This is a genomic window from Labilithrix sp., from assembly GCA_019637155.1.
Lineage (GTDB): Bacteria > Myxococcota_A > Polyangia > Polyangiales > Polyangiaceae > Labilithrix.
The window spans coordinates 48360-70944 of the sequence record JAHBWE010000011.1 but is presented as its reverse complement, the minus strand read 5'-3'; the positions used below and the strand labels follow the sequence as shown (position 1 = coordinate 70944).

22 protein-coding genes are annotated in these 22585 nt (G+C 70.8%); 14 read left to right on the top strand and 8 right to left on the bottom strand.

The window, feature by feature from the left end:
* Positions 1–21: 21 nt before the first annotated feature.
* Entirely contained in the window at positions 22–1062 is a 1041-nt protein-coding gene (locus tag KF837_23595; GenBank protein MBX3230327.1) for a diguanylate cyclase, read from the bottom strand.
* Between the two features lie 144 nt (positions 1063–1206).
* Between KF837_23595 and KF837_23590 the strand changes: the two genes are divergently transcribed.
* Positions 1207–2625: a hypothetical protein gene (locus KF837_23590; GenBank protein MBX3230326.1), complete on the top strand. Its 1419-nt coding sequence runs from the start codon at positions 1207–1209 to the stop codon at positions 2623–2625.
* A gap of 108 nt (positions 2626–2733) precedes the next feature.
* Positions 2734–3135 carry a hypothetical protein gene (locus KF837_23585; protein ID MBX3230325.1) on the top strand — a complete coding sequence of 134 codons (402 nt, stop codon included), beginning with the start codon at positions 2734–2736 and terminating at the stop codon, positions 3133–3135.
* A gap of 260 nt (positions 3136–3395) precedes the next feature.
* Here the strand turns inward: KF837_23585 and KF837_23580 are convergent, their stop codons facing one another.
* Complete coding sequence (locus KF837_23580; GenBank protein ID MBX3230324.1) at positions 3396–3956, bottom strand: inorganic diphosphatase; 561 nt, start codon at positions 3954–3956, stop codon at positions 3396–3398.
* A gap of 50 nt (positions 3957–4006) precedes the next feature.
* On the opposite strand from KF837_23580, the gene KF837_23575 reads away from it, so the two are divergent.
* Genes KF837_23575 through KF837_23565 form a run of 3 tightly spaced genes read left to right on the top strand, consistent with a single transcriptional unit; the run spans position 4007 to position 6894 of the window.
* Positions 4007–4972, top strand: coding sequence for a hypothetical protein (locus KF837_23575; GenBank protein ID MBX3230323.1), 966 nt, complete (start codon positions 4007–4009; stop codon positions 4970–4972).
* Positions 4973–4988: 16 nt separating this feature from the next.
* The gene (locus KF837_23570) at positions 4989–6020 is read left to right on the top strand and encodes a hypothetical protein (protein MBX3230322.1); all 1032 of its coding nucleotides are present in this window, start codon (positions 4989–4991) and stop codon (positions 6018–6020) included.
* 22 nt (positions 6021–6042) lie between these two features.
* The gene (locus KF837_23565) at positions 6043–6894 is read left to right on the top strand and encodes a LamG domain-containing protein (GenBank protein MBX3230321.1); all 852 of its coding nucleotides are present in this window, start codon (positions 6043–6045) and stop codon (positions 6892–6894) included.
* Here the strand turns inward: KF837_23565 and KF837_23560 are convergent.
* Positions 6891–7709, bottom strand: a complete 819-nt coding sequence (locus KF837_23560) for a uracil phosphoribosyltransferase (protein MBX3230320.1) — start codon at positions 7707–7709, stop codon at positions 6891–6893. The two genes, KF837_23565 and KF837_23560, sit on opposite strands and share 4 nt — an antisense overlap.
* Before the next feature lie 8 nt (positions 7710–7717).
* A complete protein-coding gene (locus tag KF837_23555) occupies positions 7718–8254 on the bottom strand; it encodes an SMI1/KNR4 family protein (protein ID MBX3230319.1) in 537 nt (178 codons plus the stop codon).
* A 126-nt stretch (positions 8255–8380) separates the two neighbouring features.
* Between KF837_23555 and hisD the strand changes: the two genes are divergently transcribed.
* Both hisD and KF837_23545 read left to right on the top strand, forming a co-directional pair.
* Positions 8381–9727 carry a histidinol dehydrogenase gene (gene hisD, locus KF837_23550; protein ID MBX3230318.1) on the top strand — a complete coding sequence of 449 codons (1347 nt, stop codon included), beginning with the start codon at positions 8381–8383 and terminating at the stop codon, positions 9725–9727.
* The gene (locus KF837_23545) at positions 9724–10299 is read left to right on the top strand and encodes a class I SAM-dependent methyltransferase (GenBank protein ID MBX3230317.1); all 576 of its coding nucleotides are present in this window, start codon (positions 9724–9726) and stop codon (positions 10297–10299) included. Before hisD ends, KF837_23545 begins: the two co-directional genes overlap by 4 nt.
* A 21-nt stretch (positions 10300–10320) precedes the next feature.
* Here KF837_23545 and KF837_23540 read toward each other — a convergent pair whose 3' ends face one another.
* Positions 10321–11103 carry an SDR family NAD(P)-dependent oxidoreductase gene (locus KF837_23540; protein ID MBX3230316.1) on the bottom strand — a complete coding sequence of 261 codons (783 nt, stop codon included), beginning with the start codon at positions 11101–11103 and terminating at the stop codon, positions 10321–10323.
* Positions 11104–11266: 163 nt separating this feature from the next.
* Here KF837_23540 and KF837_23535 point away from each other — a divergent pair, with 163 nt between their 5' ends.
* Positions 11267–12799, top strand: coding sequence for a DUF2330 domain-containing protein (locus KF837_23535; GenBank protein MBX3230315.1), 1533 nt, complete (start codon positions 11267–11269; stop codon positions 12797–12799).
* On the opposite strand, the gene KF837_23530 is transcribed toward KF837_23535, so the two are convergent.
* Both KF837_23530 and KF837_23525 read right to left on the bottom strand, forming a co-directional pair.
* A complete protein-coding gene (locus tag KF837_23530; protein MBX3230314.1) occupies positions 12784–12936 on the bottom strand; it encodes a hypothetical protein in 153 nt (50 codons plus the stop codon). The two genes, KF837_23535 and KF837_23530, sit on opposite strands and share 16 nt — an antisense overlap.
* Positions 12936–13931, bottom strand: coding sequence for a DUF4388 domain-containing protein (locus KF837_23525; protein MBX3230313.1), 996 nt, complete (start codon positions 13929–13931; stop codon positions 12936–12938). Before KF837_23525 ends, KF837_23530 begins: the two co-directional genes overlap by 1 nt.
* Positions 13932–14246: 315 nt before the next feature.
* On the opposite strand from KF837_23525, the gene KF837_23520 reads away from it, so the two are divergent.
* Positions 14247–15632 (top strand): hypothetical protein, encoded by a 1386-nt coding sequence (locus KF837_23520; GenBank protein ID MBX3230312.1) that lies wholly within the window; start codon positions 14247–14249, stop codon positions 15630–15632.
* Here KF837_23520 and KF837_23515 read toward each other — a convergent pair.
* On the bottom strand, positions 15629–16270 hold the full coding sequence (locus KF837_23515) for an NAD(P)-binding domain-containing protein (GenBank protein MBX3230311.1): 642 nt from the start codon (positions 16268–16270) through the stop codon (positions 15629–15631). The two genes, KF837_23520 and KF837_23515, sit on opposite strands and share 4 nt — an antisense overlap.
* A 23-nt stretch (positions 16271–16293) precedes the next feature.
* Between KF837_23515 and KF837_23510 the strand changes: the two genes are divergently transcribed.
* From KF837_23510 to KF837_23490, 5 genes are all read left to right on the top strand, one after another.
* Complete coding sequence (locus KF837_23510) at positions 16294–17967, top strand: formate--tetrahydrofolate ligase (protein MBX3230310.1); 1674 nt, start codon at positions 16294–16296, stop codon at positions 17965–17967.
* A gap of 334 nt (positions 17968–18301) precedes the next feature.
* On the top strand, positions 18302–18781 hold the full coding sequence (locus KF837_23505; GenBank protein ID MBX3230309.1) for a hypothetical protein: 480 nt from the start codon (positions 18302–18304) through the stop codon (positions 18779–18781).
* Entirely contained in the window at positions 18781–19599 is an 819-nt protein-coding gene (locus KF837_23500; protein ID MBX3230308.1) for a hypothetical protein, read from the top strand. The genes KF837_23505 and KF837_23500 overlap by 1 nt, the downstream gene beginning before the upstream one ends.
* A gap of 218 nt (positions 19600–19817) precedes the next feature.
* Positions 19818–21851 (top strand): TonB-dependent receptor, encoded by a 2034-nt coding sequence (locus tag KF837_23495; protein ID MBX3230307.1) that lies wholly within the window; start codon positions 19818–19820, stop codon positions 21849–21851.
* Entirely contained in the window at positions 21848–22579 is a 732-nt protein-coding gene (locus KF837_23490; protein ID MBX3230306.1) for a hypothetical protein, read from the top strand. The genes KF837_23495 and KF837_23490 overlap by 4 nt, the downstream gene beginning before the upstream one ends.
* The last annotated feature ends 6 nt before the right edge of the window (positions 22580–22585 follow it).

Here is a 22585-nt window from a genome sequence, read left to right as displayed (position 1 = left end):
CCTCCGATTAGAGCATGTCTTTCAGCGGCGAGAAGGGGGCGGCGGCCCCGGGACGACACGGTTTCGCCCGAAGCCCTTCGCCTCGTAGAGGCACTCGTCGGCGCGCGCGATCCAGTCGGCCGGGGTGCGGTCGCTCGCCGGCTCGACCTGAGCCACGCCGATGCTGAGCGTGAGCGCGCCTCCCGTCTTCGGGGAGGGGATCGCGAGCCGCTCGATCGCGACGCGCATGCGCTCCATCGCGCGCACCGCGTCGCCGACCGACTGCTCGACGAGCAGGACCACGAACTCCTCGCCCCCGTAACGGTAGAGCGTGTCGGACGCGCGGAGGTTGTTGCGCATCGCTTCGGTGACGCGCCGGAGCGCCTCGTCGCCCGCGACGTGGCCGAGCGTGTCGTTGAACGACTTGAAGTAGTCGAGATCGCAGAGCGCGAGCGAGCAGGGGTGGCCGTAGCGCTGCGCGCGCGAGAGCATCGTCTCGACGTCCTCGTCGAAGCGGAGCCGGTTGCCCGCGCCGGTGAGCGCGTCCGTGCGCGACGCGGCGAAGAGGCGCGTCGTGTCGTCGAGGAGCGCGGCCGTGCGCGTCTCGAGGCGGCGATGCAGGTCGACGACGCGCGCGGCGGAGAGGAGCCGCGCCTCGAGCTCGTCGTGGCTCACCGGCTTGCGCTGGTAGTCGTCGGCGCCCGCGGCCATCCCGGCGAGGAGGTGCTCGCGCGAGTCGAACGCGGTCATGATGATGAAGTACGTGTACGGCTCGTCGTCGCCCTGGTTGCGGAGGCACGCGCAGAGCTCCGCCCCCGTCATCCCCGGCATCTCCCAGTCGCTGATGACGACGTCGGCCGGCTTCTCGGCGAGGAGCTCGAGCGCGCGCCCGCCGTCGTGCGCGGTCCGGCAGCGATGACCGAAGCGCACGACCACGTTGCGGAGGACGCTGCACGTCTCGGGATCGTCGTCGACGACGAGGACCTCGAGCCTCGTCGCGACGTTCCGGATCCCCGACTCGTGCTTGGGCTTGGGCGGCGCCGACGAGGGCGAGTTGATCGACGTGAACCGCGGAGCCTGCACAGCCACCCCGATCTCGCACGGCTCGTGCCGCCGGAAGTGCGCGAGATCCGGACCTTGGCTTGTAGAGAACGACCCCGACCGCGGCATCGGCGCCACGCTCGCGCTAGCATCCTCCTCGCGAAGCGGGGGTGATAGCCTCGAGGCGTGCGGCGTCTGGTCTTCGCAGCGGCGGTGCTCTCGGCGTGCACCGGCCTCAAGAGCGCGGTCGAGACCACGCCGCCGCCCGTCCCCGACGGCGGCGCCACGTCCGACGACGACGACGACGACGACACGATCGACGGCGACGCCGGCGACGTCACGCCGCCGGACGCGGGCGAGCCGCCGGCCGACTTCGAGTGCGACAAGGACGAGTGGACCAAGCCGACGAAGACGCGGAGCGAGTGCAACCCGCGCGAGGTGCGCCTCGTCGAGGAGACGTCGACGATCCTGACGACCGGCATCGCGATCGCGGTGACGCCGGCGGGGCGCGTCGGCATCTCGTACAACACGGAGGAGTCGCAGGAGCAGGGCCGGTTCCACCTCGCGCACTTCACCCCGAAGACGAGCGGCTTCACGAAGCCGGAGGTGATCGAGCGCCCGGCGCTGCCTTACTTCCACGACGGCATGCGCTCGCGCCTCGCCGCGACTGCGCCCGACACGCTCCACGTCCTCACCTACGACGTCGACGACGTCGACCTGGTCGGCAAGCTCCGCTCCACGACGCTGGTGGACGGAAAGAAGCCGCTCACGGAGCCGGAGGTCGTGGGCGACTCGATCTCGGGCGACAGCCGCATCTCCTTCGCGGTCGCGCCCGACGGCACCGCGTACGCGATGGCGCGCGTCGCGATCGACGCGACGAAGGCGAAGCTCACCGCCGCGAAGCGCGAGCCCGGCGGCGCGTGGACACCGCTCGCCGACGTCCCCGAGATGGGCCTCGGCCTCCTCCCGCGCGAAGCCCCCGGCATCGGCGCGAGCGCGCTCCACGTCGATCCGGCGGGGAAGCTCCACCTCCTCTTCCACTACAACGACGGGATCCAGGTCTCGACCCCGCGCTACCACACGTACGCGGCGACGAAGTGGACCTTCCGCAAGACGGTCGACAACCCCGCGACCGACGGCGTCACCGGCTACGACCCGCACCTCGCGACGTTCGGCAACCGCCGCTACGCGCTCTATTTCTATCGCAAGGCGATCCAGGACCCGCCGCAGAAGGCGGACCTCCGTCTCGCGACGTGGACGGGCGAGGACCGCGCGCAGATCGAGATCGTCGATCAGGGCATCGCCGCGCCGGAGCAGGACCACCCGCGCTACGCGGCCGCGATGGCGATCGACAAGTACGGCCTCGTCCACCTCGCCATCGTCCGCCCCACCGCCGCGAACCGCGCCTACCTCGAGTACCGCCGCCAGCAACGCATCCCCGGCGGCGGCACGAAGTGGCTGAGCGACGTCGTCGCCCCGGAGGTCCTCGGCGAGTCCGCCGACGCCCACGTCGCCCTCACCGTCGACGACGACGCACGCCCCCACATCGCCTACCGCTCCGGCGCCGACAGCCGCGTCTATTACGCCACGCGCTTCGATCGTTAGACGCGTGAGCCAACGCACGAACTCCTTCGAGCGCCGTGGCTTCCACTCGGCGGCCTTCGGTTTTTCAGGGTGCCGCTTTCTTGCTCGTGTTGGGCGCCCCTCGGTACCGTGCACCGCATGGCGGCGACCCTGGACGACCTGTTGAAGGTGATGACGGCGATGCGGGGCGAGATGACGGCAATGCGGGGCGAGATGACGGCAATGCGGGGCGAGATGGCAACGCGGGGCGAGATCGGCAAGTTCCGCGCGGAGATGCAGGGCCAGATCGCGAAGGTGAGGGAGGAGGTCGACGCCCGCTTCGACGCGCTCGAAGAAAAGGGCGAGCTGATTCGCGGCATCCTCGAGCGCACCCGGCGCGATGTGATGGGCGGGCTTCGAGACGACGTCGACGCGATCCACAAGGGGCTCATGAAGACGAAGCCTCACGAGGTACCGAAGGATCTCCCTTCGCAGGTCCGCGCCAAGGGCGACCGCCCGAGCAAGCCAGCGAAGAAGCGCAAGAGGCAGTAGCGGCGTTCGGCCTTCGCCACGTCGAGCGGAATCACATTTCCCGCCGAGGCGTGAGCGAGCGAACGTCACCCTTCAGACTCGACGTGCCGTTCGAGTCGAGCCTCGTGCGCTCGAGGTTTAGGCCGTCACCGGCCGCCGTTGGAGCAGCCAGAGCCTCGCGCCGGCGAAGGCGAAGTCCACGTCGTGCTCGCCGACGAACACGTCATCGAGACGCCGCACTCGTCCGCTTGCCATTGCCCACTATCGTGGCCCATGTTCGTCTACGCGCCGATCGTGGAAGCTCGTGGGGTTCGTTCCATCAGCTCCTTGTACCCCACGATCCCCGCGCGGATGATCTTCGCGGCCTCGAAGGGGCCCATCAGCTCGTCGACCTCGACCTTCTTGTTCTCGAGCGTCTTGTAGTCGACGAAGAAGCGCTTCAGCTCGTGGAGGGTGTGCTGCGGCACCTCGCGGATGTGCGTGTAAGGTGCAAACGCCGGGTCGTCGAGGTGGACGGCGATGACCTTGTCGTCGAGGCCCTTCTCGTCGCGCATCTGCATCACGCCGATCGCGCGGGCGCGCATGATGCTCATCGGCGCGACCGGCTCCTGACACAGGACGAGCACGTCGAGCGGGTCGCCGTCGTCGCAGTAGGTCCGCGGGATGAAGCCGTAGTTCGCCGGGTAGTGGACCGCGCTGAAGAGGATGCGGTCGACCCGGAGGAGGCCCGTCTCCTTGTCGAGCTCGTACTTCACCTTGGACCCCTTCGGGATCTCGATGAAGGCGACGAAGCTCTCGTCGATCGGCTCCTCGCACGGGATGTCATGCCACGGATGCGTCATCGGCTCGAAACCGTATCAGGCCGGCGCGAGGTCGAGTAAACAGGAGGTCGGTGGTCTCTCGGATCTTCGCCGGTGGGTTCGCTGTCCTCGTCGTCGCCGCGTGCGGTGGGCCTGCCCCGCCGCCGAAGCCGGCGCCGCCGCCGCCCGCGCCGAGCGATCCCGCCCTCGTCGCGAAGGCCTCCGCCGCGTGCGCGCGCGCCTCGGCCTGCACGCGCGAGACGCGCTTCAAGGACCCCGGCGCCTGCGTCGAGTGGTGGATCGCGTCGGACAACGAGGTCCTCCGCAAGTGCCTCGACGCCGCGACCGGCTGCGATGCGGTGACGACGTGCCTCCACGGCGGCGGCGACGCGCGCGCGGCCGCGTTCTGCGCGCAGCGCCCGGGCGTGGTCTCGGGCTGCGACGGCGATCGGCTCGTCAGCTGCGGCGAAGACGAAGGCCACGAGGCGAGCGTCCTCGACTGCGCGGCGATGGGCGCGACGTGCAAGGAGGTGAAGTCCGCCGGCGGCCTCGTCCTCCGCGCCTGCTCCGCCCCCTCGAAGTGCCCCGCCGGCGCGCCGGACATCCGCTGCGACGGTCCCTCCGCCGTCGTCTCCTGCCGCGACGGCGGCTACGAGCGGATCACGTGCAAGCCGGGCACCGCGTGCGAGGAGCGGCGCGACGAGGTCGGCGACCCCACCGCGAGCTGCGAGCTGCCGGGGCGGCGGCGCTGCACCGGCGTGCGTCACTGCGAGGACGATCGGCTCGTCGAGTGCGAGCGCGGCAAGGCGAAGGTGACGGACTGCGTCGGCCAGGGCCTCCGCTGCGCCGGCACCGGCCCGCGCGCGGGCTGCTACGTCCCGAGCAACGTCGAGTGCGACAAGGAGATGCTCCCGAAGTGCGAGGGCGACGCGATCGTGTTCTGCGCGGTGGGCCGCCTCGAGCGCATCGCGTGCAAGAGCCTCGGGCTCGGCCCCTGCGATCCGGCGGCGAAAGGGCCCTTCGCCGCGTGCTCCCCGGCGCCGCCGCCGGCGAAGTAGTATCCTGGGCCGGACGTTGCGCCCGCCTCACATCTCGCGCTGGGACCTCGACAAGACGTACCTCCGGACGGAGTTCGCGACGATGCGCGACCTCGTGCGGACCGCGTTCGAGCGCGCCGACGAGAAGCGCACCAACCCCGGCGCCGCGACGCTCCTGCGCGAGCTCGCCCACTGCGACGTCTCGATCCACATCCTCTCCGGCTCCCCCGAGCAGATGCGGAAGAAGCTCGAGGAGAAGCTCAAGCTCGACGGCATCAAGTGGGACTCCTTCACGCTGAAGCCGAACCTCCAGAACATGCTGCGCCTCCGCTTCCGCGCGCTCCGCGACCAGCTCGGCTACAAGCTGCCGGCGCTGCTCTCGGCCCGCACGGTGGAAGGCGAGAAGCTCGCCGGCGTGAAGGAGTCGCTCTTCGGCGACGACGCCGAGGCCGACGCGTTCGTCTACTCGCTCTACGGCGACATCATGGCGGGTCGCGCCGGCGAGGAGCTCGTCCAGCAGGTCTGCGAGCGCGGCCGCGTCTACGAGGACGTGATCGAGGACGTGATCCGCTGCGTCCGCCTCGTGAAGCCGGAGCCGGTGGTGGAGCGCATCTTCATCCACCTCGAGCAGCAGAGCGCGCCGCGCGACTTCCACGTCCTCGGCACGCGCGTGGTCCCGTTCTACAATTACTTGCAGACCGCATACGTCTTGCACGAGGACGGCCGCCTCCCGCCCGAGAGCCTCCTCCGCGTCGCCGGTGAGATGGTCACGATGCACCGCTTCGACGGCGACGCCCTCGCGCGCAGCTACGCCGACGTCGCGAAGCGCGGTCACCTCGCCGGCACGAAGCTCGACGCGATCGCCGCCGCGCTCCCGGCCTACGTGAAGGAGGCCCCCGCGCCCGCGGCGCAAGAGGTCGCGCGGATGGTGGAGGAGCTGCCGGAGCACGCCGACCTCGCGCGATCGCGCCACCGCCCCGTCGCGGAGGAGCCGATGCCCGACTACCTCGAGCTCGTCGGGCGCCACAACCCACGCCACAAGAAGAAGGCCGCGCGCAAGTCGACGTAGGTTCGCGCTACAATCGCCGAGCATGGGCATCCACTCCGCGACGGCATGTGGGCTCGCCCTCGGCGCCGCCCTCGCGGGTTGCTCGCTCATCGTCTCGGTCGACGACCTCACGTCGCCCGCGGCCACGATCGACGACGCAGGCTCCACGCCCATCGTCGACGCCGCGCCCGACACGGACGCCGACGCCGAGGTGACGGACGCGGCCGACGCTGGCGCGGTCTGCCCGGAGGAGCCGCCCGATCCGTCGCTCGTCCTCTACCTGCCGTTCGACGACGTCCCCTCCGCGCTCCCGCCGGTCGACTGCTCGGCGAAGGCGCGCGCGGCGACGACGGCGCGCGGCGATCCCGCCGCGATCTGGACGGAAGGAAAACGCGGCGGCGGCGCCGACCTCGCGAGCACCTGCTTCCGCTTCGGCGACGCGGCCGACCTCCGCTTCGACGGCGCTCCGTTCACGATCGCGGCGTGGGTCTTCGTGCGCTCGTACGCGCTCGACTCGGACGGTCGCCAGCTCGCGGGCGTGACCGCGTCCGGCCACGGCTGGCGCTTCGGCAGCGACGATCCGGCCCGCTTCGAGCTCGATCTGCGCGCGCCGGGACCGGAGAAGAGAGAGATCGCGATCCCGCTGGAGCTGGCGACCTGGACCCACGTCGCGGCGGTCTACGATCCCGCGAACGGCGAGGCGATCACGTACCGCGACGGCGTCCTCGCGCAGCGCGAGACGAACACGATCACGACGTTCACGAGCGACGGATCGACGCTGCTCCTCGGCTGCGAGGCGGGTGACGACGGCCCCACGTTCGACGGCGTCGTCGACGAGCTTCGGATCTACGCGCGGCCCCTGCCGGCGACCGAGATCGCCGCGCTCGCGCGTTAGACCCAGGCGTTGTTGAGGATCTCGCCGACGCCGCCGGCGCCGGGGACGATGTAGTGGTGCTCGTCGAGCCCCTTCTCCTGATCCCAGTGCGTGCCCGGGACGGTGGAGAGGACCTTGGAGGGAGAGAGCCCGCGATCGAGGCGGAGCGCGTAGATGACGGTGTCCGGGTGCTCGGCGAGGACGTTCTTGATGTACTCCGGCGTCACGATGAGGTGCATCGTGATGACGAGCTTCGGCGTGCCTTCGAGCTTCGTCTTGTAGTGCGTGATGGCGCTGTTGATCGACGAGCCGGTCGCGCCCATCGGATCGGGCATCAAGAGGATGCGCCCCTCGACGTCGCGGCCGATCTTCGCGTCGTGCCACGTCGCGCCGATGACCTTCCCCTCGGCGTCGGTCGCGCGTGACATGAAGAGGTGGTCCTGGCGCACGCCCGCGGGATCGATGACCTCGTTCAGGAGATCGTAGACGACCTGCGAGGGCATCGTGCCCGCGCGCGCGATGCCGACCGTCACGCAGTTGGTCGAGGCGTCGAGCGCGACGCCGCGGTACACCGCCTCCGGCGACTTGATGACCATGCGGGTCGGGACCGCGATGCGCTCGCGCGGGAACTCGGCCGCGAGGACCACCTGCGCGAGGCGCTGGTAGAGCGCGCGCACGAGCTGGCCCACCTCCGGCTGCACCGTCTCGCGGGCGCAGAGGCGCGCGAGCTGCGTCCAGCACACCGGATCGTCGAGGAGATGGACGTTCGGTCCGTACTTGTGCTCGATCTCGGGCGCGCGGTAACGGCTCTGCGCGTACGCGGACTCGACCCCCATCGAGCCGCTCAGGTCCAGTGACCCGCGCGCAAGGCGGCGGCGTCGATGACCTTCACCTTCGGCCCGAGCGATTCGCGGAAGCTGTCCTCGTCCTCGTCGTCCATGATCGCGTCGCCGAAGCCCTGCGCGATCTCCATCGCGGTGGAGAGGATGCGAAGGAACTGGGCGAACGTCGACGCCGCGAGCTTCGGGTTCCAGCGCGGCTCCCCCCGCATCGCGGTGTAGACCGGGCAGTCTCCCTCCGGATCGAGCTTCGACACGTCGAGGAAGTAGGGATCGCCGAGGAGCGAGCTCTCGCCGACGACCACCCACGAGGCCTTCCAGTCCGCGGGGACGCTGCCCCCATCTTGGGAGGTCTTCGGGAGGTCCTGCGCCTTCTCGACCTCGGTGGACGAGAACAGCCGGACCCTCTCGACCGGCGTGACCGTCTCGACTTTGACCGGATCGGCCCCGAGAAGGAACGCACGGTAGCGCTGCGGCACACGCAGCTTCTTCTTCAGGTCTTCGACGAGCGCTTTATCGGCCTTCCCCCACGAAGCTTCGATTTTGCGCTTCTGAAAGACGGTCTTGAGACCCTCGACCGCATCCGCCAGATCACTATCCACAGCAAGCTCCGCTCAGAGAAGGGCACGCACATTACCACCGGCACAATGGTATAGGAAGGCCGCTTTATGCCTTCGCCTCCGGCCGCTCCCGCCGTTCTCGCCGCCCTCGGCCTCCGCGTCTGGACGAGCGCCCACGATTCGGAGCTTCGCGCAGCCCTTGCGCGCCTCGCGGGGCGGGGCGAAACCGATTCGGCCAAGGTCGAGCCCGCCGTGCGCGAGGTCCTCGAGGCCGTGAAAAAAGAAGGGGACGCGGCCGTCCTTCGCTACGTGGAGCGCTTCGAGCGCCGTCGCCCCGCGGCGCTTCACCGCTCTGAAATCGGCGGAAGGGACGCGCTCGACCGCCTCCCGAAGGAGGCCCGGGCTGCGCTCGAGCTTGCCGCGGACCGGATCGCCGTGTTTCACCGCAAGGAACGCGACGCGATGTTCGGGGGCTCCGGGTTCCGTGTCGAGGAGGGAGGCCGCCACCTCGGGCTCCGCGTCCGCCCGCTCGCGCGCGTGGGCGTCTACGCCCCCGGCGGAAAGGCGAGGTACCCGTCGAGCGTCCTCATGAGCGCGATCCCGGCGAAGGTCGCGGGCGTCCCCGAGATCGTCCTCGCGACCCCGCTCGCGGGGGACGCGAGCGACGACGCGATCCTCGCGGCCGCGCACCTCGCCGGCGTGAGCGCCGTCGTCGACGCCGGCGGCGCGCAGGCGATCGCCGCCCTCGCGTGGGGCACGGAGTCGATCCCGCGCGTCGACAAGATCGTCGGCCCCGGCAACGCGTACGTCGCGTGCGCCAAGCGCATGGTCTACGGCGCGGTGTCGATCGACTCGATCGCGGGGCCGAGCGAGATCCTCGTCGTCGCAGATGAAGACGCGAACGCGGCCCACGTCGCGGCGGACCTCCTCTCGCAGGCCGAGCACGACGAAGACGCGTACGCGCTGCTCGTGACGACGTCGCGCGACCTCGTCACGCAGGTGGGGGCCGCGCTCGAGGCGCAGCTCGCCGATCTCCCGCGCGCCGCGATCGCGGCCGAGTCGCTGCGCCGTCACGGTGAGGCCTTCGTCGTCGCGTCGCGCGACGAGCTCGCCGCGGTCGCGAACACGATCGCGCCGGAGCACCTGAGCCTCCAGGTCCGCGAGCCCGACGCGCTGCTCGACGCGATCCATCACGCCGGCGCGGCCTTCGTCGGCGGGTCGACGCCGGAGGCAGTCGGCGACTACGTCGCGGGCCCGTCCCACGTGTTGCCCACCGGCGGCGCGGTGCGCTTCGGCTCGCCGCTCGGCGTGCACGACTTCGTCGCGCGGACCTCGATCATCCGCTACACGCCCGAAGCGCTCGCGAAGGACGCCGCCGCGATCGTCGACTTCGCCCGCCTCGAAGGCCTCGAGGCACACGCCCGCGCGGTCTTGGTCCGATCGTTCCGACCGTGAATCCCCTCCGCTGGGCCAAGGCCGAAGTGCTGCACATCGCGTGGAAGCGCGGCCGCTACACGCCGCCCGATCGCAAGGTGTTCGAGGACGAGATCCTCCGCGCGATCGCGGCCGACGACGGGAACCAGCGCATCCTCTCCGTCGGCGTGGCGTGGTACACGAAGCTGTATTCTACACCCTTCACGGGGAAGACCTTCATCACCCTCGACGTCGACGAGTCGCGCGCCGAGTACGCGACGACGGCGCACGTGGTCGGCGATCTCCGCGACCTCGAGCGCCACTTCGCGGAGCCGTTCGACGTCATCCTCATGAACGGCGTGATCGGCTACGGCCTCGACACCGCCGACGACGTGGACCGCGCGCTCCGCTCCTCCGCCGCGCGCCTCCGCCCGGGCGGGCTGCTCGTCCTCGGCGTCAACGAGGAGAAGCCCACCCATGTGGATCCCGCGGCGGTGCCGGCGCACGCGCTGTTCGCGCCGGCCGCGTTCGGCCCCTGGAGCGAGGGCCGCGTGACGATCGCGATCCCCTTCCGCGAGCGCACGCACACGTTCATGTTCTGGCGCCGCCGCTGAGCCGCGACGCGCTACGACGCGCTACGACGCGCGCTTCGTCGCCATCCGCCGGAGCGCGAACCGGACGGCGGGCGGGACGAGGCGCATCGCGGTCGCGGCGCCGCGCACGTACGCGCTCGTCTCGATCACGGCGCTCCGCCGATCGACCGCGCGCAGGGTGAGGTTCGCGACGGACTCGGCGCTCTGGGCATCGGGATCGGGCTGGTCGTAGCCCACCTCTCCCGGCGCGCGCGTCGCGTTGGCGCGGAACGGCGTCTTCACCGGCCCGGGCCGCACGACGACGACCTGGATCCCCGTCGCCGCGAGCTCGGAGCGCATCGACATCGAGATCGCCTCGAGCGCGAACTTGGAGGCGGCGTACGCCGCGTAGCGCGGTGGCGCGACGACGCCCGCGATGCTCGACATCATCACGATCACGCCGCGCGACCGCTCGAGGTGCGGCGCCGCGATCTGCGTGAGCCGCAGCGGCGCGACGACGTTGAGCTCGAAGAGCTTCCGCATCTCCTCGACGTCGACCTTCAGCGCCGGCGCATAGAACCCGCGCCCCGCGTTGTTGACGAGCACGTCGAGCGCCCCCGTCTCCGCGACCGCGCGCTCGACGAGCTCCTCCCGATGCGCCTCCTCCGTCACGTCCCCCGCGACCACGATCGCGCGCCCTCCCGCCGCCACGCACGCCCGCGCGACGCCGTCGAGCGCGTCCCGCCCACGCGCCGAGAGGACGACGGCGGCCCCACGCTTCGCCCACGCGAGCGCGAGCGCCTCCCCGATCCCCATCGAAGCCCCCGTGATCACGACCGTCGCCATCGTCCCAGGTTACCCGGGAAGCCGCCGCGGCGTGCTCGTTGGCACGCGTGCTGCAATTCGCGCTCGCGAGCGTCGCGAACCGTGCAGAATTGCGGGTGCGCCGCCGCTCGACCCCTGACGGCGGCGTCATGCCGGCCTGCTGAGCCCACTCCGGAGATCGATCGTGCGTTTCACCACTCTCGCGCTGGGGACCTTCTTCGCCGGCGCCCTCGCCGTCACCGACGTGCGCGACGCCGTCGCGTGCGGTGGCTGCTTCCACCCCGCGACGCCGATCGTCTCCGGGACCGAGACGACGAGCGTCGTCACCGACCATCGCATGGTGTTCAAGGTCTCGACGAACGAGACGATCCTCTGGGACCAGGTCCGCTACACCGGCGCGCCGGAGGAGTTCGCGTGGGTGCTGCCGGTGCGGGAGGGCGCGCGCATCGAGCTCTCGCGCGACGAGTTCATCGGAGCGCTCGAGGCCGCGACGCGCACGACCGTCCGCGGGCCGGTCCGCACCTGCCGCACCGCGAACGGCGGCACGCGGACCGTCGGCGGCGACGACTCCGGCGGCGGTTGCGGCGGCAGCGACGACTCGGCGACGCTCGACTCGGCGCGGGCGGGCGGCGACGACGGGGATACGGTCGACGCTGGCGCGGCGGAGGAGAGCGACGGCGTCGAGATCGTCGCCGAGGCCGTCATCGGCCCCTACCAGTCCGTCACGCTCCGCTCGAAGAACGGCGAGGGCATCAGCGAGTGGCTCACGAAGAACGGCTTCGCGATCCCCGACAACGTGAAGCCCACCGTCGACGCGTACACGCGCGAAGGCTTCGACTTCATCGCGTTGCGCCTGCGGCCCGGCCAGGGCGTCCAGGCGATGCGCCCCGTCCGCGTCGTCACGCCCGGCAGCGACGCGACGCTTCCGCTCCGCATGGTCGCCGCCGGCGTCGGCGCGCGCGTCGGCCTCACGCTCTGGATCATCGCCGAGGGCCGCTACCAGGCGCAGAGCTTCCCCAACGCCGTCGTCGACCGCAGCAAGCTCGTATGGAACGGCAAGACGGGCCGCTCGAACCTCACCGATCTCCAGCGGACCGCGCTCGCGACGAACGACGGCCGCACGTGGCTCACCGAGACGAGCGACCGCCAGAGCTTCGAGCGGAACGTCATCGTCCTCGGCGACGACACGAGCTCGGTCCACACGCTCTACACGCAGCAGTGCATCACGCGTCCGCCGCGCGTGCGTCCATGCGACGAGGACAAGCTCCCCGGCCCCGGCGCACAAGACGCCGACGGCGGCGCGGGCGGCGCGAGCGACGCGGGCGCGTGCACCGAGCTCGTCTCCGGCTGCGACGGGTGGGACGACCTCGAGGTCGCGCGCCGCGGCCTGCACGAAGGAGACATCTGGCTCACGCGCATGCGCGCCGACCTCCCCGTCGCCGCGCTCTCGACCGACCTTCGTCTCGAAGCGGGCGGGCAGACGCCCATCTCCGCCCGGCACCAGGCGAACGTGTTCTCCGACCCGAACGACGAGCCATGCCCCGACGGCGTGCTCCGCTCCAACAACACCGCCCCGCCCCCGAACATCCCGCCCGACGACGACAGCGCGTGCACCTGCCGCACGACGCGCCCCCTCCACAAGCAAGCAGGCACGTGGCTCCTCATCGCCGCGACCACGTTCGCCGCCGCCCGCATCGCGCGTCAGCGAAAGCGGTAGGTCACGTGCGTGCGCGCCGCGCCGTGAAACGCGATCGCGCGCTCCTCGATCCGTGAGCCGCCGCGCGCCTCGCTCGTTGGCTCGTGTCGAACGTCGAGGCGAGCGCCGGGGTCCTCCTCGTCGCGAGTAACCTTCACTATTCGGGGCGGAGATACGAGCCCTTCAGCAGCTTCAGGATGCTGTGGACCGTGTCGAGGTCCGTCGCGAGGCTCTTGTTGAGGACGGTCTCGAGGTGGCCGTAGTTGTGCGCGAGCTGGAGGATGTCGAGCTCCTCCGGCTTGAGGTCGCGCAGCGGCGGGATGACGGGCTGCGAGAGGACGAGCCGCGTGTTGAGGTCGGGCAGCTCGTTCCGGATCTCGTTGAACTCGTCGAGCTGGCGGAGGCCCTCCATGAGGACCTCCTGCACGCTCAGGTTGATCTCGTTCGGGAACTCGCGCTCGTCCGGCGGATCGAGATCGAAGAGGCCCTTTTGCCACGTGAGCATCCGGAAGATGCTCTTCATCGGCGGGACGTCGTCGAGGTCGTTGATCGACGCGTAGTAGATGACGCCCTTGCGGAGGAAGATCTTGCCGACGTCGTCGCTCTCGGTGCGGATGACGAGGACGCCGTTCTTCTTCGACGTCGCGAAGAGCTGGAGGAGGTCGGGGAGCGGGACCTCCTCGATCGACCCGCTCATCGTGCGGGCCTGCGTCGTGCGCCGCGCGGCGGCGACGTTCTCGAGGTCGCGCTTCGCGGTCTCGCCGTCGCGCTGGCCCTCGCCGGCGATGACCTTGAGGATCGACGTGCCGATGAGGACGCGGTCGCCCTCCTTCAGGCGGGCGCGCTTGATCTTCTCGCCGTTGACGAAGGTGCCGTTCGTGGACCCGAGGTCCTCGATCCAGATCTGGTCCTGCTGCATGGTGATGCGCGCGTGCTTGCGGCTCACCATGTCCTCGACGAGGACCATGTCGAGATCGCTCGAGCGGCCGACGATGATCGGCTTGTCGTTGACGATCGGGAACTCGCCGCCCTGGTACTTGCCGCTGATGAAGCGCAGCACGTACGACCGGCCGCCTGAGGTCGGACGTCCGCCGCCCCCACCACCCGGTGGGATCGACGGCAAAGCGGATGCCTTGGCGGCGGGATCTTGCATCACGAGCGGACCGAAACGAGTGACGAGCGACGATGCACCGTCTGACGCCACGACAAACGTGGGAGCTTTCCCACACTTCGACGATCAGCAGAGTATCGAGCCCACCCAAACGTGGTCAAGTGACGGTAGAGGAAAGGTGGTCGAGCGCATAGAGGCTTGTGTTTTAAGCGCTCTCGGAGCCGCCGCTGAACGCCCGTACGGGCCCCCCCGGCCGGAATCGACGCCTGGCGTTGAACGGAGTCGAGCCGCGCGGTGACAGAAGGACCGAACGCGAGCGAGGCTCCGGCGGCGCGCTCCTCCCTATCGATCCGCGAAATGACCCTCCTCCGCATCGGACGGGCGCTGGCGCTCTCCATCGTCTTCCTCCTCCTACTCGCTCGCGAGGTGTCGGCCCAGGACTCCGAGGCCGCCTACACGCTCGAGGTCGACTCCGACGCCCCCGCCGTCTCGTTCGGCGAGCTCGCGCCCCGGCTCTCCGCCGACCTCGGTCAACCCGTCCTCCCCTCCACCCCGGGGCGCGCCGCGAAGGTCTCCGTCACCGTGCGCTTCCGCGCCGCGACGCGCGAGCTCGTGGTCCGCGCCGATCACGGCGGCGGGCGCGTCCTCGAGCGGACGGTGCAACCGAAAGAAGGCGAGGAAGCGACGACCGCGATGCTGCTCGCGGAGAACCTCGCCCGCGACGAAGCGCGCGAGCTCCTCGACGGCTTCGCGGCGCGCCAACCGCCCGCCGCGCCACCGGCCACCGCGCCTCCGGCCGCCGCGCCGCCACCCGCCGCGCCGCCGGCCGCCGCGCGCCCCGACCCCGAGGTCTACGTGAGCGCGGGCCTCGCGTATCCGATCGCGACGAACGCGGGGAAGCCGAACGCGAAGACGTACTTCGACCTCTCGCTCCTCTACGGCCGCGCCGGCACCGTGCACGGCCTCCAGCTCTCGAGCTTCGGCGCGTGGGCGTCGCGGGAGCTCGAGGGGATCCAGCTCACCGCGTTCGGCGGCTACGCGCGGCGCGTCGAGGGCGCGCAGATCGCGGGCGCCGCGAACGTCGCGCGCGAGGTCGACGGAGCGCAGATCGCGGGCGCGTTCGACTACGCGCACGATCTCCGCGGCGCGCAGATCGCGGGCGGCCTCGCCTACGCCGACGCCGCGACTGGCCTCCAGCTCGCGTCGGTGAACGTCGCGCGCGAGATCGGCGGGCTGCAGCTCGGCGTCGTCAACGTCGCGCGGAAGGTGAAGGGGCTCCAGCTCGGCGTCGTGAACGTCGCCGAGGAGGTGGAGGGCACGTCGCTCGGCCTCGTCAGCATCTCGAAGAACAGCGTGCACCCCGTCGCGTACGTCGGGAACCTCGCGTTCTGGAACTTCGGCGTCAAGTTCCAGGTCGGCTACGTCTACACGCTGTTCGCGTTCACGCACGGCACGCTCGAGACGAAGTACCGCAACTTCGCGACGACGGGCGCGATCGGCGGGCACGTCCCGCTCGACGCGCTGATCCCGCGCCTCGACCTCGAGCCGGAGGTCAACTTGGTCCACGTCATTCCGGAGAAGGCGAACGACAACAACCTCTGGCTCGGCGGCCGCCTCATGGTCGGCTACTCCTTCGCGCGCCACCTCCGCGTCTTCCTCGGCGGCGGCGCGCGCTTCGCGCTGATCGTGAACGAGGGCAGCAAGTCCGTGCGCCCCGAGGCGGTCGGCGGCGTGCAGTTCTAGCGAAGCACCTTGAAGGCGTGGGTCCAGCTGTTCTCGCGGAAGCCGGGGATGCACCAGAGCATGCAGAGCGGCTCAATCGCGCGCGCGGCGGTGACGCCGCCGCAGTCCATCGCCTCCCAGCCGAAGGCCTCGAGGATCCCCTTCGTCTCCGCCTTCGCGCCGTCGTCGTCGCCGCAGATGAACATCGTCGGCTTCGTCCCGCCGTAGTCGGGGTTCACCATCCGCGCGTTGCCGACGGAGGAGAAGCACTTCACGAGGTGCGCCTTCGGGTTCTTCTTCTGGAGCCGCTCCATCAGCGACTCATCCATCTTCGTGAAGTAAGGGAGGACGCCGTTCACCGGCGCGCCCGCGATCGGGTTCGTCGTGTCGAGCACGGTCTTCCCGGCGAGGTTGTCGGCGCCGGCGAGCTCCAGCGCCGACTCCGCCGCGTCGCCCTTCACCGCGAGCACGACGACGTCGCCCCACTTCGCCGCGTCCGCGAACGTGCCGGTCTGCGCCTTGTCGCCGGCCTTCGCCTTCCACTCCGCGAGCTTCGCCGGCTCGCGCGACGCGCGCATCACCTCGTAGCCGTGCTTGAGGAAGCCTCCGGCCAGCGTCTCACCCACCATCCCCGAGCCCAGAACCGCGACCTTTTTCATGCGCGCGATGCTACACCGCGACCATGGAATTCTCGCCGCGTCCGATCGCCGCTGTCGCCGAAGAGCTGGGCCTCACCGCCGCCGACTACGTCCCGTACGGCCGCGGCAAAGCGAAGCTCGAGCTCGGCATCCTCGAGCGCGCGCCTCGCGGCAAGGGCCGCCTCGTCCTCGTCACGGCGATCAACCCGACGCCCGCGGGCGAAGGAAAGACGACGACGTCGATCGCGCTCGCGATGGGCCTCCGCCGCATGGGCAGGAACGCGGTCCTCGCGCTGCGCGAGCCCTCGCTCGGCCCCGTCTTCGGCGTGAAGGGCGGCGGCACCGGCGGCGGCAGGGCGTCGCTCACGCCCGCCGACGACATCAACCTCCACTTCACCGGCGACATCCACGCGATCACGACCGCGCACAACTTGCTCTCGGCGCTCGTCGACAACGCGGTGTACTTCGGCGATCAAGTCCCGGACAAAGGCGAGATCGACCCGCGCCAGATCACGTGGGGCCGCGCGCTCGACATGAACGATCGCTTCCTCCGGAAGTGCGTCATCGGCCTCGGCGGCAAGGCGAGCGGAACGCCGCGCGAGGAGCGCTTCGACATCACGGCCGCGAGCGAGGTGATGGCGATCCTCGCGCTCGCCTCGTCGCACGCGGACCTCGAGGCGCGGCTCGGACGCATCGTGATCGGGCAGACCTACGACGGCAAGCCCGTGCGCGCCTCCGACATCGACGCCGCCGCCGCGATGACGGCGGTGCTCCGCGACGCGCTGCAGCCGAACCTCGTCCAGACCGAGGAGGGCGGGCCCGCGATCGTGCACTGCGGTCCGTTCGGGAACATCGCGCACGGCTGCAACAGCGTGCTCGCGACGCGCCTCGCGATGAGCCTCGGCGACTACGCGATCAGCGAGGGCGGCTTCGGCTTCGATCTCGGCGGCGAGAAGTTCCTCGACATCAAGTGCCGTCAGGCGGGCATCTGGCCGCGCGCGCTCGTGCTCGTCGCGACCCTGCGCGCGCTCAAGATGCACGGCGGCGCGCCGGTGAAGCAGTGCAGCGAGCCGAACATGGACCTGCTGAAGAAGGGGATCGAGCACCTCGAGAAGCACCTCGAGACGTCGCACGCGTTCGGCCTCAAGCCGATCGTCGCGATCAACGTCTTCCCGAACGACACCGCGGAGGAGATCCAGGCGGTCGAGAAGGCGGTCGAGTCGCTCGGCGCGCGGCTCGCGCGCTCGGAGGGCTTCGCGAAGGGCGGCGAAGGCTCGCTCGAGCTCGCGCGCGTGGTCGCGGAGGTCGTCGACGCCACCGACTCCGCGCCGCCGCAGCCGAAGTACGTCTACGAGCTCTGCGATCCGCCGAAGACGAAGATCGAGAAGATCGCGAAGACGGTGTACGGCGCGAAGGGCGTGACGTTCGCGCCCGCGGCCGAGAAGAGCCTCGCGAAGTGGACGGAGATCGCGGGCAGCGAGCTCCCCGTCTGCATGGCGAAGACGCAGCTCTCGCTCACCGACGATCCCACCGTCCCGGGGCGTCCGCGCGACTTCACGATCGGCGTCCGCGACGTGCGCCTCTCCGCCGGCGCGGGCTTCCTCGTCGCGCTCACCGGCGAGATGATGACGATGCCCGGCCTCCCGAAGGTCCCCGCCTCGCGCACGATCAAGCTGCTCCCGAACGGCAAGATCAAGGGCCTGATGCAGAACGACTGAGATGCAGGCTCACCCCGCTCGGGAAGACTCCACCTGTCCGAGGCAGAGGTCGCGACGGCGCTCTATTGGCAGCGCGTCTCGATTTCGGAGCGCGTGGCCGCCGTAGAGACCCTTCGCCGGAGGACCGTGGGGATCTATGGAAAGTCTCCCGCCATGCTGCGGGGACCGAGGCTGATACGTCCCCGCCTGTATCGGGGTGTATCAGCGTTACAGCTCGCGGATTTGCGGTGTTTCTGGGTCCACATCGTTGGCCCCGACCTTGCGATGTCCCTCTCCGTCGCCGGAGGACGGACGACATCACCGAAGGACGGGACTCTCGATCATGTCGACTCGCATGGCCATCACGCTCGCTGTCACCTCGCTCTGTCTCGCCGTCGGCTGCGCCACGGGCGAGGACGACCTCGAGGCAGAGGAGACGCAGGAGGAGGCGGCGCAGATGCCGGAGATCCAGACCGGCGTCGACGAGAAGGCGACGGGCTATCAGTGCGCCTGCGCGGCGGGCGAAGAGATGCAAGCAGGTCTCTGCTACCCGAAGTGCCGCTCGGGGTACGTCGGCGAGGGTCCAATCTGCTGGGAGACCTGCGCCTCGGGCTTCACCGACACCGGCTTCTTCTGCCACCGCAACTCGCACGTCACGAGCACGAACACGAGCAAGTGCCCCTGGTACAACAAGTGCGGCCTCGGCTCGAGCTGCTCGACCTGCCCGTCCGGCTACAAGAACGACGGCTGCACCTGCCGCCGTGACGCGTACATCTACGCCCAGCCGTCGTACGGCCGCGGCGTCGGCAAGGTCCCGAGCTGCAACAGCTACTGATGAGCGGAGCAGCAGCGATGGTCGAGCCGGCTTCCAGCAAACGACAGCGCGCGTGCGTCGCCGTCTCCGAGCGAGACGTGCTCGACGACATCATCCGGTCGATGCACGCGTCGCCCGACGACGCGTACTGGCCGCGCCGGCTCTTCGACCTCGTGCGCGACCCCGTCACGGCGATGCGCGTCCGCCATCACCTCGTCCTCGCGGTGCAGCGGTTCGCGGCGCACGACCCGGCGTTCTTCCTCCACGAGCGCTACCTCTCGGAGCAGCTCGCGGTGTGGTCGTGGCCGCGCGAGGTCCTCGACGCGCTCTCGGAGCGCCTCGTGCTCGACGACCTCTCGCTCACGCACTTCGTCCTCGGCCGTCTCTGGCTCGAGGCGCGGCGTCCGCCCGAGGCGATGGTCGAGTTCTACACCCACGCCGCGCGCCACCTCGACGAGGTCGCGCCGGAGCATCGCGTCGGCGCGTGGCACGAGTCGATGTGCGAGGCGCTGAGCGTCGCGGATCCGGAGGAGCTGGGCCAACGCGCGAAGGCGATCCTCGGCACGGTGCCGGAGCAGAGCCGCGAGCGCGCGGTCCTCGCGATCCTCCGCGGCGCCGCGCGCATCGCCGACTGGGACCTCTACGACGCGCACCGCGCAGCCTACGGCGGCATCGTCCCGAGCAGCGAGATCGCGCGCCTCGACGGCCTCCGCGCCGAGGACCTGCTCGTCGGCATGACGCCGGTCCCGCACTACCCGCCGCCGACGCCGGTCGCGACGCAGCCGTCTCCTTCGTCGATCACGGAAGCGAAGACCATCCGCCCGCCGTCGCGCATCTGACCCGCGTCCGACTCGCTCGCGTCTCAGCGCGGGCGGAGCGCGGCGGCCAGCGCGGCACGACGCTTCGCGCGCGCTTCGTCGCCGATGAGGGAAGCGCGCGCTCGACGGCGGCGGTGAGCCGCTCGATGAGGCTCGTTGAACGATCTCCCGCGGTGCGGTGACAGAGGGGCAGATCACGGATGCGCGCACGCTTCTGCCGCATCCAGGGAGATGCCCCATTGCACACGACCCTCGAGAAGATCGGGGGAGCCGCGGTCGTTTGCACCGTGCTCCTCCGCGCGTCAGCTGCGTCCGCGGAGGACCCGCCACGAGACGCGGACGACGACGACGAGGTGCTCACCGCGACGGCGACGGTGGAGGCGCCGGCGCGGGCTCCGGTGACGCGGACCGTCCAGCGAGAAGAGATGGCGAGCGTCGCCGGGACGCGCGGGGACGCGCTCCGCGCGGTGGAGCTCCTGCCCGGCGTCTCGCGGCCGCCGGTCGGCAGCGACCAGCCGGTCATCCGCGGCGCCAACCCGTTCGACACGCAGGTGTTCCTCGAGGGCGCGCCGGTGCCGATCCTCTTTCACCTCGCCGGCCTCTCGAGCTTCGTGCACTCGCGCGTGCTCGAGTCGATCGATCTCCAGCCGTCCAACTTCTCGCCGCGGTACGGGCGCAAGGTCGGCGGCATCATCGAGGTGCGCCTCCGCGACCCGCGGATGGACGGCCTCCACGGCGTCGCCGAGGTGAGCTTCCTCGACACGTCGATCATGGCGGAGACGCCGATCGGGAAGAACGCCGGCGTGCTCGCGGCGGTGCGGCGAAGCAACCTCGACGCGGTCCTCCGCTCGGCGCAGAGCCTCGGCGACCTCGGCATCACCGCCGCGCCGGTGTACTGGGACTACCAGTCGGTCGCGAGCTTCGCGCTCGGCGAGGACGATCGCCTCCGGCTGCTCGCCTACGGCTCGCGCGACAGCTTCGGGCTCGTCCTCGCGGATCCGAACGAGGCCGACCCCGCCGTGCGCGGCGCGTTCGGGGCGACGAGCGAGTTCCACCGCGTCCAGGTCGAGCACCGGCATCGATGGAAGGGCGGCTCGTCGCTCGAGAGCTCGCTCACGTACGGACGGCAGAACGAGAGCGGGAGCTTCGGCGACGTCGGGCGCTACGTCTTCGCGATCGACACGCTGCAGGCGCGCACGGAGGCGACCGCGATCGTGGCGCCGGAGCTCCGGATCGTCGCCGGCGTCGACGCGCTCGCGAACCGCTTCGACGGGAGCTACGCCGGCATCCCGCCGCCCGGCGGCGAAGGCGACGCGCCGACGCCGCTCTCGCTCCAGCGACGCATCTCGCTCCAGACCGAGACCTGGGTGCCGCTCCCCGGCGCGTACGTCGAGGCCGGTATCCGGCCGACGCCGGCGCTGCTGCTCGCCCCCGGCATCCGTGCAGATTACAACCACCAGATCGGCGCGGCCGCGGTCGATCCGCGGTTCTCGATGCGCTACGAGGCGACGTCGTCGACCGCGCTCAAGGCCGGCGTCGGCCGCTTCTCGCAGTCGCCGGACGAGCGGATGGCGGTCGTGCCGGTCGGGAACCCGAACCTGCGCATGACGCACGCGCTCCACGCGAGCAGCGGCGTCGAGCATCGGATCGGCGACGCGTTCGTCGGCTCGGTCGAGGGCTTCGGGAAATGGATCACCGGCGTCGTCGCGGCGACGCCCGAGGGGCGGCCGCCGTTCTACGCCAACGCGCAGGACGGTCGCGTCTTCGGCGCGGAGCTGATGTTGCGGAAGAAGCCGCGCGAGGGCGACCGCTTCTTCGGCTTCCTCTCCTACACCCTGATGCGGAGCGAGCGCCGCGACGCCGGCACGAACGCGCCGTGGCGCCTCTTCGATCGCGATCAACCGCACATCGTGAGCGCGACGGCGGTGGTGCGGCTCGGACGCGGCTGGGAGGTCGGCTCGAGCCTCCGCTTCACGAGCGGCACGCCCTACACGCCGATCGTCGGCGCGACGTACGAGGCCACGACCGACGTGTACTCGCCGCGCATCGGTCGCCCGCTCAGCGCGCGCAACCCGCCATTTTTCCGCCTCGACGCCCGCGTCCAGAAGACGTGGGACTTCCGGCGCTGGAAGCTCGCGGCGTACCTCGACGTGCAGAACGCGACCAACCAGGCGAACGCCGAGGGCTTCAGCTACAGCTACGACTACCGGCGGCGCGAGGCGAACAACGGGATCCCGATCCTCCCCATCCTCGGCGTGCGAGGTGAGCTGTGAAGCGCGCGCTCTCGGCGCTGCTCCTCGGCGGTCTCGTCGCGTGCGGGAACGACTTCATCGAGGGCTGGCGCGTCGATCGGCCGCGCGTCCTCGGCGCGCGCGTCGAGGGAGCGGAGGTGTCGTGGCTCGTCGCGCGGACGACGCGGGTGGAGTGGGCCTGGGCGGTGTGCGCGGACACGAAGCTCGATGCCCCGCGCTGCGATACGCCCGTGCTCGGCGCGGGCAACGGCGCGACCGCGGGCGACGTCGTCACGATGGACCTCGGCGCCGCCGCGGCGCCGGAGCGCCTGCTCCTCGCGGCGTTCTGCGCGGAAGGGATCGCGACGCTCTCGCCGGCGGACTTCACCGCGTCGTGCGCGGGAGGCGGCGCGCCGCTCCTCGCCTCGGTGAAGATCGGCGCGCCCCAGCCGCAGCCCGCGCCGCCGGTGCTGCTCCTCGACGGCGAGGCGCCCGGAGGCTGCGTCGCGCCGGGCTCGCCGCACGCGCTCGGCTTCACGTTCCGGGCGGAGGATCGCGATCCGGGCGAGACGCTGCTCGCGTCGACGACGGTGACGGACGGCGAGCTCGATCGGCAGTACACGGCGCTCGAGCCGCACGAGGCGGCGCCGCGCGACGTGACGATCGCGTGGACCGCGCCCGCGGCCGCGGGGACGGCGACGGCGTACCTCGTGCTGCGCGACGGTCGCGGCGGCGCGGCGTTCACGCGCATCACGGTGTGCGTTCGGTGATTCGAG